Source organism: Lentzea albidocapillata, from assembly GCF_000719115.1.
Lineage (GTDB): Bacteria > Actinomycetota > Actinomycetes > Mycobacteriales > Pseudonocardiaceae > Lentzea > Lentzea albidocapillata.
This window is the reverse complement of record NZ_JOEA01000002.1, coordinates 150200-162223: the sequence shown is the minus strand read 5'-3', so window position 1 is coordinate 162223 and position 12024 is coordinate 150200. Positions and strand designations below refer to the sequence as shown.

Below are 12024 nucleotides of genomic sequence, written 5' to 3'. Positions count from 1 at the left end.
TGGTAATCATTATCGATGTCGAGTCGATACCGCCCTCCCGGGGAAGGTGGGACCGGGTCGCACGGCGGTGTGCCTGAGCCGGGTGGTGCGGCCGGTTGGGCTAACGTCCACACAGGATCGAAGCGAGGAGCTCATGGCTGAGGACCGGCAGACCGAGATCCGCGGCGCGTTCGACGCCGCGGCGGCCGATTTCGCCGCACTGGGGCGGTATCTGTGGGAGCCGATCGGCGCGGCGGCGGTCGCGACAGCCGATCCGAGGCCGGGTGAGCGCGTTCTCGACGCCTGCTGCGGCACCGGTGCCTCGGCGATACCGTCCGCCAGGCTCGTCGGCCACGACGGTCTCGTCGACGCCGTCGACATGTCCGGTCCCATGATCGACCAGCTGCGGCGGCTGTCGGCCGATCTGCCACAACTGCGCGCACACCAGGCGGACGTCACCGCTTGGGCCGCGGAGAGCTACGACGTGGTGCAGTCGGCCCTGGGCATCTTCTTCTTCCCGGACATGACGGCCGGAACCGACCACCTGATCAGCCGGGCGCGGCCCGGTGGCCGGGCGGTGTTCACCATCTGGCGCGGTGAGTCGATGGCGGCGGCCGGCAGGCATCTCGGCCGCGCCATCGCCGAGATCACGAACACGCCACCTCCCGCGCCACGTCCGCCGCATCTCCTCGACCAGGTCAGCCAGGCCGGCAGCTACGCGGCCTGGCTCGCTGAGCGCGGCCTCGCCGACGTCGACGTGATCGTCAGCGAGATGGCGTTGACGATGACTCCCGAGGTGGCCTGGCTGGTGATCACCGGGTCCGGGTTCCGCGGTGCGCTGGAGAAGGTGCCCGCCGACAAGTGGGACACCGTGCGTGAGCTCTATCTGGCGTCGCTGCGGGACGACGGCGTGACCGAGCTCGACGCCACCACCCTGATCGGCAGTGGGCGCCGCGCCACGTGACGTGCAACTCGTGAGCTAGATGCAAATGATTGTCATGAGCTAGCGTCGGCGTGTTAACGCTCTCATGACGACAGGAAGCTCACATGCACCTCCGCGCGCCGCTGGCCGCCGTCGGACTGTCCGCCGTCTCGGTCCTCCTGGCCGGGTGCTTCGCCGCCGGGGCCGGGCAGACGACTGGTTCGTCCGGAGGAGACCGGATCAAGCTGGCCATGATGCAACCGCCGCGTTCCGGCCTGACGCCGTTCAGCGACGACGCGTTCAAGCTGTCGCGCTGGTCCACCGCGGAGACGTTGGTGACGCTGGACGGCAACGGGGACGCCCGCCCAGGGCTCGCCACCGAGTGGCGGCGCACCTCGGACACCGCCTGGGAGTTCACCGTCCGGCCAGGGGTGAGCTTTCACGACGGCAGCGTCCTGACGGCCGCGGTCGCCGTGAACACCCTCACCAGGTCGGCGAAGGCGGTGCCGAAGCCGCGCATCCTCGACGGCGTCGCGCTGACCGCGGCCGCGCAGGGTGACAAGCTGGTCGTCACGACGGGCACGCCGGATCCCTTGCTGCCGCAGCGTTTGTCGTCACCTCAACTGTCCATTCTGGCTGAGAGCGCGTACGCGGCGGACGGCAAGGTCACTCCGGTGGGCACCGGCAGCGGGCCGTTCCGGCTTGTGCAGGTCAACGGCACCACCAGCGCCACCCTCGACCGTTACGACGGCTACTGGGGTGACAAGGCGAAGGCCGCGGGCATCGACGTGTCGTTCGTGCCGGACGGCACTGCGCGCGCGGCGGCGATCCGCAGCGGTGAGGCGCACATCGCCGAAGCGGTCCCGGTGTCGCAGGCCGCGCTGCTCGACGCGCAGACCATCAGCGAGGTGCCGATGCCGCGCACCAACACGCTGTACCTCAACACGAAGTCCGGGCCGTTCGCGGATCCCGCGCTGCGTGCCGCGGTCCGGGAGACGATCAACCGTGGCCAGATCGTCAGCACCGTCTACGAAAACCGCGCCGACATCGCCAAGGGACTGCTCGGACCGGCACTGCCGTGGACCGTCCAGGCCAGGAAAGAGGTCACCGGCCGCATCGCCGCCGGCCGGGCGAACGGCGCCACGATCACGTTGGCGACCTTCACCGACCGCGCCGAACTGCCCGAGGTCGCTTCTCTTGTGCAGCAACAACTCCAGGACGCCGGGTTCAAGGTGAACCAGGTCGTGCGCGAGTATGCCCACATCGAGCAGGACATGCTGGCCGGCAAGTTCGACGCGTTCATCCTCTCCAGGGCGACCGTGCTCGACTCCGGTGACCCCGTCGCCTACCTGAAGTCGGACTTCACCTGCGGCGGTTCGTTCAACATCGCGCGGCTGTGCGACGAGAACGTCGAACAGGCCGTGCGCAAGGCCGAGGGCGCCGAAGCCGGCGACCAGCGTCGTGCGGCGATCCTCGAGGCCGAGGCGGCCGTGCTGCGGACCGACGCCGCCATCCCGATGCTGCACGAGCGGGTGATCCAGGGCGACGCCACGTCGGTCGCCGACTCGGTGAAGGACCCGCGCGAACGCGCGCTCATCACCTCCGCCACGCACCTGAAGTGATGTCGGAGTCGTTGCGAGTCCTGGCTTCCCGATGCGGTGCGCTCGCGCTGATCACCGCCGTGGTGGGGCTTTTGCCGTGGCTGTCCGGGCGTGACCCGGCGTTGTCGGTCCTGCGGGCGCTGTCGGCCGAACAGGAGCCGACGCGGGAGGCCCTGGACGCGGTCCGCGGGCAGCTCGGTCTCGACGCCGGTCCTGTCGCCATGCTCACGCGCTGGGTGCTCGGGCTGCTGCGAGGCGACCTCGGCCGTTCGTGGATCAACGGCGCCGAGGTGCTGCCGAGCGTCCTGTCCGGTCTCGGAGTCTCCCTGACGCTGATGAGTGCGGCACTGGTCGTCGTCCTCGTGGTGTCGTCGGCCCTGTGCCTGCCGACCCTGCTGCGAGGCGCCCGTGGCGATGCGGGCGCGACGACCGGAGGTGCGGGCGCGGCACTGGCCGCGCTGCCCGAGTTCCTGCTGGCCGCGGTGCTGCTGGTGTCTCTGTCGGTGTGGCTGGGCTGGTTTCCGCCGTACGGCTGGGACGGTCCACTCCACCTCGTGCTGCCCGCGCTCGCCCTCGGCATTCCTGGGGGCGCCGTGCTGGGCACGCTGCTCAACGACGCGCTGCCGGCGGTCTTCCGGGAACCGTGGGTGGCGGTGTGGCGGTCGTGGGGATGCAACCGCTCGGTTCTCGTCCGAGGAGTTCTTCGGCGTGCTCTGCCGCCGTTGCTGCCTCAGGCAGGCCTGGCGGTGGTCGGTCTGACCGGCGGTGCCGTTGCGGTGGAAGCGGTCTTCGCGGTGCCCGGCATCGGGCGCGCGGCGTTGGGGGCGGCCCGCGCCCAGGACGTGCCGATGCTGCAGGGATGCGTGCTCGCACTGCTTCTGCTGGGCCTGCTGGCCGGCGCGGTCGTCGGTGTGATCCGCCGGCGCATGCTGGGTCCCGCGCTGCGGGATGCCGCGCTGTCGCTGCCCCCGCATTCGCGGCGGGTGCCGAACAGGCTGCACGCCGCCATTCCCCTGGGGGCCGCCGCGCTGATGGCGGTGGTGATCGGCTGGGGCCTGCTGCGGGATCCTCTGCGGATCGATGCCGCGGCCAGGCTGGCGTCACCGACCTGGGCACATCCGCTGGGCACGGACGGACTCGGCCGTGACGTCCTGGCGCGGGTCGCACACGGCGCACCGGCGACGATCGGCGTGGCCGCCGCGGTCTGCGCAAGTTCGTACCTGGTCGCCCTGGCCATCGGCTTCCTGCCGGACATCGCCCGCGGCATGGCGGAGGCGGCGAACGCGGTGCCGCCCGTGATCGCCGGCATCCTCGTCGCCGCGGTGCTGGGCCCCGGCACGTTCGGCGCCTCGCTGGCCGTCGCGCTGGTCTCGTGGCCCGCCCTCGCCGCACACGCCGCCGCACTGGTGGAACAAACGCGCGCGGCCACCTACGTGAACGCCCATCGCGCGCTCGGCGCGTCACCGTCCCGGATCGAGCTCCGCCACGTGCTTCCTGCCGTCGCCGGTCCCGTCGCCCGCAATGCCGTCCTGCGGCTGCCCGGCATCGCACTGGCCTTGGCCTCACTGGGTTTCCTCGGCCTCGGAGCCCAGCCGCCTGCCCCGGAGTGGGGCCTGATGCTCGCGGAGTCGTTGCCCTACATCGAACGGGCACCCTTGGCGGCGCTGAGCCCTGCGGTGATGCTGCTGCTGGTCGCCGTCCTCGCGATGTCGTTGTCCGCTCTGGCCTCCTGGACGGTCGTGTTTCGTTCTCAGCGCAGACAGCCGGTCTGACCTCGGCTGGAAGCCAGCAGCCGCATTCCGTTGAGTGCTACGAGGACCGTGGATCCTTCGTGACCCGCGACGCCAAGGGGGAGCGGCAGAGTGCCGAACAAATCCCACGCCGACAGCACCACGATGAACGTCCCTGCGATCGTGAGGTTGGCGATCACAATTCGCCGTGCGCGACGGGCCAACGCCACCACCTCCGGAATCACTGTGAGGTCGTCGCCGACCACCACGGCGTCGGCGGTGTCCACGGTCAGTGCGGAACCCTTGCGTCCCAACGCGACTCCGGCGTGCGCGGTCGCGAGCGCAGGGGCGTCGTTCACGCCGTCGCCGACGAACAGCACGTTGCCGGTCATCTCTCGCACCGCCCGGACCTTGTCCTGCGGCAACAAACCTGCGTGTACCTCGCGGATGCCCACGGCGGTCGCAACCCGTTGTGCTGCAGCACGGTTGTCACCCGTCAGCAGGGCAGGGCTCTGTCCGGTGAGGGCGGTGAGCTCGCGCACCGCGGCGTGGCTCGACGGCCGGACCTGGTCCGCGAGGTCGATGACGGCGACATGGCGACCGTCCACAACGACCTCGACCGCGGTGTTGTACTGAGAATCGTGCCGCCGCACGACAACCGACTGTCCAGACACCCGCGCGGTCACACCCACGCCCGGTGCCGACTGGAAGTCGTCGGCCGCGGGAAGCCGAAGTTCCCGCCGCCGAGCCTCGGACACGATGGCCCGGCCGATCGGGTGCTCGCTGAACTGCTCGGCTGCCGCGGCCAGCGCGAGCACCTCGTCCTCGTCCTGCTCGGTGACGACGCCGACGACCTGTGGCGTGCCCTCGGTGAGCGTGCCGGTCTTGTCGAACGCCACCACGCTGACCGTGCCGAGCTGCTCCATCGCCACGGCGGACTTCACCAGCACACCGCGCTTGCCCGCGTTCGCGATCGCCGCCAGCAACGGAGGCATGGTCGCCAGCACCAGCGCGCACGGCGAGGCCACGATCATGAACGTCATCGCTCGCAGCAGCGTGGGTTCGAGCGCGGCGCCGAACAGCAGCGGCACCGTGAACAACGCCAGCGTCGCGACCACCAGGCCGACCGAGTAGCGCTGCTCCACCTTCTCGATGAACAGCTGCGTCTTCGCCTTCGTGGCCGAGGCCTGCTCGACCATCGCGACGATTCGGGCGATCACGGAGTCCTTCGGCTCGCGAGTGGCCCGCACACGCAGGACGCCGGTGCCGTTGAGCGAGCCCGCGAAGACCTCCTGCCCGCGTTGCTTCGGGACCGGCAGCGGTTCACCGGTGATGGAGGCCTCGTCGACCTCGCTGCTCCCGTCGACCACTTCACCGTCCGCGCCGATCCGCTCGCCGGGCCGTACGAGGATCTCGTCGCCGATCCGCAGCGTCTCCGCGTCCACCTCCCGCTCCCGGCTGTCCGGCAGGAGCAGGCACGCCCGCTGTGGTGCGAGATCGAGCAGACCGCGCACCGAATCCGCGGTCCGCTGGGTGAGCACGGCTTCAAGTGCGCCGGACGTCGCGAAGATGACGATCAGCAGGCCGCCGTCGACGACCTGTCCGATGGAGGCGGCGCCGATCGCCGCGACGATCATCAGCAGGTCGACGTCGAGCGTGCGTTCGCGCAGCGCCTTGAGCCCGGCGAGGGCGGGTTCCCAGCCTCCCGCGGCGTAGCAGGCGAGCAGCAGCGCCCACCACGTCCACGGCGCCGAGTCCGCGAGCTTCGCGCCGGCGCCGAGCAGGAACAGGGCGGTGGCCGCGATCGCCCAGCGCACTTCGGTGATCGCGAACGGCGAGCGCTTGGGAGCTGGTGTCCGGTGCGGGCTGTCGATGAGGAGCGTCGAAGTCACGCCAGGCACCATACAGGATCATCTGAAGACCTCTTCATGTGTTCACTGAGTAAGATGCTGACATGGGTCATGGAGTCGAGGGCAGGACCACACCGCCGGCGCAGCTGGACGCCGAGTCGGCGGCGACGGTGGCGGCCACCCTCCAGGCGCTCGCGACACCGAGCCGCCTGCGGATTCTGACCCGGCTTCGCCACGGCGCCTGCCCGGTCAACGAACTCGCGGAGGCCGTGGAGATGGAGCAGTCCGCGGTCTCACACCAGCTTCGGCTGTTGCGGGCGCTGGGGCTGGTGACCGGTACGCGGCAGGGACGCAGCGTCGTTTACAGCCTGTACGACAACCATGTGGCGATGCTGCTCGACGAGGCCGTCTATCACATCGAGCACCTCGGTCTCGGTGTCACCGACATCGACACCACCGCCTGAGGATCCGCCGGCGACCGTCGCGGTCACAGCTCCCCGAGGTCGATGCTGTTCCAGGTCAGCGCGGTGTTGTCACCGGTCGACCACCACACGGCGTTGCCACGCGCGACGACCGTGCCGAACGACGACGCGAGGTCCGCGAGCTGGCCGCGATCGACGTCGTACAGGCAGAGAACGCCGCGGGAGTCGTCCACCAGCACGGCGAACCGGTCCAGCAGCAGGACGTCCGGCACCGCGGGTCGCAGGCCGGAACCGCCGATCCGGCGGCGCTCGGTGCCGTCCGGCCGCATCAGGTCCAGCCGCGCGCTGCCGCCCTGCCGCAGAACCTCGGTCCGGCACCACGAAGGCGTGCAGTCGATCAGCTCGTAGCTCTGCCCGTTCACCACCGTGCGCGCCGAGGTGCGCACGTCCACCAGAACGGACGGACCGCCCTGCTCGACCTCGGAGCTGGTCGCGAACGGCCACTCGGTGAGCGCGAGCCTTCCCGGCAGGACGACCTTCTCCACCGCTCCGCCGGCCAACGGGACCGTGCGGATCTCGGTGGTGCCCTCCGGCCCGGTCGCGGCCCAGCTGACCAGGCCGTCGTGCACGGCCAGGTCGTACTGCGAGTCGAGCACGACGACGTTGCCGATGTCCGTGGTGACCAGCTCCGCGACCGAGTCCGCCAGCGCGAACAGGCCGGTGCCGGGCTCGAGCCACACCAGCATGGCGTCGTCCAGCACGTACCGCGAGGCGCCGGTCCGGATGACCGAACCGTCGACCACCAGCCGCCCACCGGACTCTCCGGCGCGCAGGTCCGGTGACAGCGGTGCGAACACGGCGCCGTCGGGCAGGTTTCCCGGAGCGGTGACGATCCGCGCACCCGGCCAGGCGTCGGTGACGACCGGCGCGGGCACGGTCGGACCGGGTGCGCGGACCGGTCCCGGCGCCACGACCAGCACGGCCGCTGCCAGGGCGGCGACGACCAGGGCGACCCGGTGGATCACCGGGCCACCGCCGGAGAAGCCGCGTCCGGCTGGACGAGCTCGGGGCTGCCGCCACCGGACGCGGGGACCTTCCAGATGCCCTTGTCCCGCCCGTACGCGATGTACGAGTCGTCCAGCCACTGTGGCTGGTCGTCCACGTGCCGCGTCTCCGCCAGCGGGGTGTCCTTACCGGAGGCCAGGTCCAGTACGTGCAGCCGCCACTGGTCGCCGGTGCGGAACTTGTAGGCGATGCGGCTGCCGTCCGGGGACAGCGACGGGCACTCCACGTTCTCCCGCACGGAGGTCAGCACCACCGTGTCGAGCGAGCCCCGCACCAGCCACGTCTTCCCGCCGGAAGTGGCGGTGGCGTAGAACGTGCGGTCGTCGCGCGTGAATGTGATTCCCCAGTAGTTCACATCGTCGGCGGTGTTCTCGACGCCGTCCACCATCAGCGTGAAGTCCTCCAACGAGCCGTGGTGCTCGCCGCTCTTCAGGTCATACAGCCCGGCGGTCGTCGAGAACGTGCCCACGCCACCGAGGTACGAGTCGCCGGCGCGGAAGACCGTCCACATCACGACGTTGCCCGACGGCGACACCCGCGCCCGGCTCGGGCCGCCCCACTCGGGCAGCCGCAACCGTTCGCCGGCCGCGTCGTACACCACGATCTCGGACTGCGCGGGCACTGCCGTGGCGCGCAGGCAGATCAGGGTGCCCGCCGCGACGTCGACCCGCTGGCACGCGGGTCCGGTACGACCTCCCTGACGCACCCGGCCCGCCGGATCGACGTACAGCAACTCGCCGCCGCGCAGGTCCAGCGTCTCCTCCGCGGGCCGCGCGCCCGTCGCCCGCAGGCCGACGAACAACCCACCCGCCGCCAGCACGGCCGCCACCAGCACCACACCCAGCACAGTTCGCTTCACCAGCGCGCTCCCACCACGACCGCGACCGCGAGGACCGCGGCGAACAACCCGAACGCGGGTGCCGGCGACAACCCGGTCGCCGCCACCCCGAACAACACCGCGCCGGCCGCGCGGCCCAGCGCCTGTCCTGTTTGGACGAACGCCAGTCCGGTGGCCCGCACCGGTTCCGGCACCAGGGGACCGGCGTACGCCATCAGCACCCCGTCCGTGCAGGCGTAGAAGACGCCGTGCGCCGGCAACACCAGAGCCGCCGCGAGCCAGCCTCCCCAGGACACGGCGACCAGCGCGTAAGCGAGCAACAGCACGACGTGCCCGGCGAGGAACACCTTCCACCGCCCGACCCGGTCAGCGAGCTTCCCGACCGGTGCCGCCGCCACCATGAACGTCAGCGCGGTCACCAACGGCAGCAACGGAAGCACCGCGACCGGCAGACCCACCGACTTCTGCACACCGACGAACAGGAACATGTCGCCGACCGTGCACACGCCGAGCAGCGCGGTGATCAGCACGACCCGCCGGACCTGGCGGTCCTTCAGCACGTGCCACGACAGTCCGGGCCGCCGGGCCGCGACCCCGGCCGGCTGCCGCACGAACACGGCCAGCACCACCACCGCGACCACGGCGAAGCAGAAGCTCACCGCGAACACGGACGTGTAGTCCATGAACAGCAGGCTCAGCAGCCCGAACGCCACCAGCGGCCCGAGCAGCGCACCCGCCGTGTCCAACGCGCGATGCACGCCGAACGCCCGGCCCAGCCCGTCCGGCGGCGTGGCCAGCGTGATCATCGCGTCGCGCGGCCCGGTGCGAATCCCCTTGCCCGCGCGGTCGACGCCGATCAGCAGCCCCAGACCGGCGACCGACGAGCCGACCAGTGGAAAGCCGAGTCTGGTCACCGCGGAGAGGCCATAACCGAACAGTGCCACGGCTTTCGGGCGCTGCCAGCGGTCGGCGAGGTGCCCGCCGGCGAGCCGCAGCACCGCCGTGGCACCGGTGTAGAGGCCGTCGATCGCGCCGAGTTGCAGGTAGCCGACGCCGAGACCGTAGACGAGGTAAAGCGGCAGCACGGCGGTGACCATCTCGGCCGACAGGTCGGTGATCAGGCTCACCACGCCGAGGCCGATGACCGTCGCGGAGATTTTGTGGTGCGACCGGCCCGGTTCAGCGGGCAGGCCGGCCCGGACAGAGGAGACGTACATCAGGAAGCCCTTCCGGTGAAGGACGCGCGCACGGTCTCCGAGACCGTGCGCGCGTCCTACCTCAGCCAGTGACGCGGACGTCGTCCACTGCGGACTCCCAGAGGGAGGCCGTACTCGCGTCCGCGGCCTCGACGACGAGCTTCACGGTGCGCCCGCCGAACTGCGCGAGGTCGACGGTGGCGCTCTGCCATCCGCCCACGACCCTGGTGCTCGAGGTGCCGAGCTTCTCGAACACCTTCACCTTGTTCGTCCCGTCCAGCACATGGACCCGCAGGAAGTCCGATGTGGACGAGTTGTCACCGTGCGCGAAGGTGTAGGAGAACGTGAGCTTGCCGCCGGACGGCACGGGGATCTGCGGCGAGGTCATCGACGTCAGCCCTCCGTCCACGTCGTGGACGCCGACACTGGCGCCGGCGAGTCGTCCCGTCACCAGGCAGTTCGTGCCGCTCGTGGTGGTGCCGAGCTGCTTGACCCCGTCGGACTCCCTGGTCTCCTCCGGGTCACCGCGTTCCCACCTGCCGGTGGTCGCGCTGTCGGAGCCGGAGGCGTTGACGACCCAGCCTTTGCCGGACTCGAAGTCGTCGCTGAAACCGGCCGGTGTGGTGCCGGCCGTCACGCTGAGCTGGGCCGTCTTCGTGATCCCTCCCGACGTGCCGGTGATCGTCGCGGTCGCTGAACCGGACGCGCTCGACGACGCCGTGAGCGTCAGCGTCGAACGGCCGGGCGCGCTCACCGTGGACGGCGAGAACGAGCCGGTCACGCCGGAGGGCAGGCCGGACACCGCGAGCGCGACGCTGCCGGTGAACCCGCCGGCGGCGCCGACGTCCACGGTCGTGGTCGTGGACCCGCCCGCGGGCAGGGAGACCGACGACGGAGTGGTGGCGACGGAGAAGCTCGGCGAGCTCGCGGCCTTGTGACAGTCACCGGACACCGTGTCGGTGTAGTCGCGCCCGGCCACGGGCACGAAGTCGCTGCGGTACCCGGTCGCGGTGAGCGTGAGCTTGCCGACGCCGAAGGTGTTGTCGTTGCCGGCCTCCACCGGTCCCGCGGTGCTGCTGCCGAACCGGTAGAACCCGCGACCGCCGGTGCCGATCAGCAGCTGCCGCACGCCGTTCGGGTCGGGCGTGCCGTTGGACCTCGCGAGCGCGTACCGCTGGTAGTTGTGGTCGTGCCCGGCGACGACGAGGTCCGCCTTGGCGTTGTACAGCGCGTCCCAGAACGCCGTGATCGTCGAGTTGTCGCCGTGGTTGCTCTTGCTGAACCGCGGGTGGTGGAAGAACGCCGCGGTGCACGGCTTGGTGTTCGCCGCCAGGTCGTTCTTCAGCCACGTCACCTGCGCTGAGCTCGCGTCGCGGGAGATGTTGGAGTTCAGCGCGACGAAGTGCCAGTCGCCGACGTCGAAGCTGTAGTAACCCTTGCCCCGCTCGCCGGCCCGCGCCCCGAAGTAGTCGAAGTAGCCCTGGGCGCCGGACGTGCCGTACTCGTGGTTGCCCGGCGTCGGGTACGTGATCGACTTGAACTGGCCGTAGTGCGGGTCGTAGTTGTTGCGGTACTCCGTCAGGGTGCCGGAGTTGTAGGCGTTGTCACCGGTCAGGATCAGCGCCTGCGGGTTCATGTTCCCGACCACCGGCGCGGTCTGGTTGCAGGACGAGCCGCAGACGTCGCCGACCGCCGCCCCGGTCGCCGTCGCCGCGGCGAGCGCCTGCGTGCCGAACTGGTAGGCGTCCACCGCGTACCGGCTGCCGCTGTCGGCGAAGCTGGGCGTCACGCGCACGCAGTCACCCTCGAAAGCCTTGGTGTGGAAAGCTTTTCCCGGCCAATGCTGGGCGGTGAACGTGTAGGAGCCCGACTTTGCCCCACTGACCGTCACGGAGTCGTTGCCGCGCAGGGTCAGATCGGTGAAGCGCAACCGCAGCCACTGCGCGCCGTCCTGACAGACCTGGCCGCCGTCGGCCGAGTTCGCGAACGCCACCCCGGCGGACTGGGTGCCGGGCTCCGCGACCTGGGGCACCTGCGGCACGTCGGGCACCGCGGTGGCGACGGGTTTGATGTCACCGCCGGACGGCATGACCGCCACGGCCACCGCACCCGCGACCATGGCCGCCGCCGCGTAAATCGTCGTTGTGCGCCATCGCCTGCGCAGGGGAGATTTCATGGTTGTGTTCCTTCGGCAGGGAAGAGAATTCAGGAACGAGAACCGGTTCGAGCTGACCATAACGAGCGGTCAACGTCCGTCAACGAACCGGCTTTCCCCTTGCTGGATAACTCTGGACACCTATTCGGACCGATCATGTTCGACTCCGAAACGCCAGGTTGAGAGGTCAAGAAACCAGGCCGGGCACTCTGGAAATACTCTGGACGCGATCACGGCGGTATTTTCCGCGCGTACCATCCGGCGAG

At 70.4% G+C, this 12024-nt stretch carries 9 protein-coding genes; 4 read left to right on the top strand and 5 right to left on the bottom strand.

The genetic code is table 11. The annotated features are described in order from the left end of the window. The first annotated feature begins 133 nt into the window (after positions 1 to 133). From IG04_RS0102800 to IG04_RS0102790, 3 genes are all read left to right on the top strand, one after another. On the top strand, positions 134 to 943 hold the full coding sequence (locus IG04_RS0102800; RefSeq protein ID WP_030474914.1) for a class I SAM-dependent methyltransferase: 810 nt from the start codon (positions 134 to 136) through the stop codon (positions 941 to 943). An 83-nt stretch (positions 944 to 1026) separates the two neighbouring features. Further along, on the top strand, positions 1027 to 2523 hold the full coding sequence (locus IG04_RS0102795) for an ABC transporter substrate-binding protein (RefSeq protein WP_030474913.1): 1497 nt from the start codon (positions 1027 to 1029) through the stop codon (positions 2521 to 2523). After that, a complete protein-coding gene (locus tag IG04_RS0102790; RefSeq protein WP_030474912.1) occupies positions 2523 to 4274 on the top strand; it encodes an ABC transporter permease subunit in 1752 nt (583 codons plus the stop codon). Before IG04_RS0102795 ends, IG04_RS0102790 begins: the two co-directional genes overlap by 1 nt. On the opposite strand, the gene IG04_RS0102785 is transcribed toward IG04_RS0102790, so the two are convergent. Next, on the bottom strand, positions 4253 to 6124 hold the full coding sequence (locus IG04_RS0102785; RefSeq protein WP_420843944.1) for a heavy metal translocating P-type ATPase: 1872 nt from the start codon (positions 6122 to 6124) through the stop codon (positions 4253 to 4255). The two genes, IG04_RS0102790 and IG04_RS0102785, sit on opposite strands and share 22 nt — an antisense overlap. A 62-nt stretch (positions 6125 to 6186) precedes the next feature. Between IG04_RS0102785 and IG04_RS0102780 the strand changes: the two genes are divergently transcribed. Then, positions 6187 to 6546 (top strand): ArsR/SmtB family transcription factor, encoded by a 360-nt coding sequence (locus IG04_RS0102780; protein WP_030474910.1) that lies wholly within the window; start codon positions 6187 to 6189, stop codon positions 6544 to 6546. 23 nt (positions 6547 to 6569) lie between these two features. Here the strand turns inward: IG04_RS0102780 and IG04_RS0102775 are convergent, their stop codons facing one another. The 4 genes from IG04_RS0102775 to IG04_RS0102760 all read right to left on the bottom strand — a co-directional run bounded on the left by IG04_RS0102775 (position 6570) and on the right by IG04_RS0102760 (position 11779). Then, a complete protein-coding gene (locus IG04_RS0102775; protein ID WP_030474909.1) occupies positions 6570 to 7529 on the bottom strand; it encodes a hypothetical protein in 960 nt (319 codons plus the stop codon). Continuing rightward, the gene (locus IG04_RS0102770; protein WP_030474908.1) at positions 7526 to 8428 is read right to left on the bottom strand and encodes a TolB family protein; all 903 of its coding nucleotides are present in this window, start codon (positions 8426 to 8428) and stop codon (positions 7526 to 7528) included. The genes IG04_RS0102775 and IG04_RS0102770 overlap by 4 nt, the downstream gene beginning before the upstream one ends. After that, positions 8425 to 9624: an MFS transporter gene (locus IG04_RS0102765; RefSeq protein WP_030474907.1), complete on the bottom strand. Its 1200-nt coding sequence runs from the start codon at positions 9622 to 9624 to the stop codon at positions 8425 to 8427. The genes IG04_RS0102770 and IG04_RS0102765 overlap by 4 nt, the downstream gene beginning before the upstream one ends. 61 nt (positions 9625 to 9685) lie before the next feature. Beyond that, positions 9686 to 11779, bottom strand: coding sequence for a metallophosphoesterase (locus IG04_RS0102760; protein WP_030474906.1), 2094 nt, complete (start codon positions 11777 to 11779; stop codon positions 9686 to 9688). Positions 11780 to 12024 lie beyond the last annotated feature (245 nt).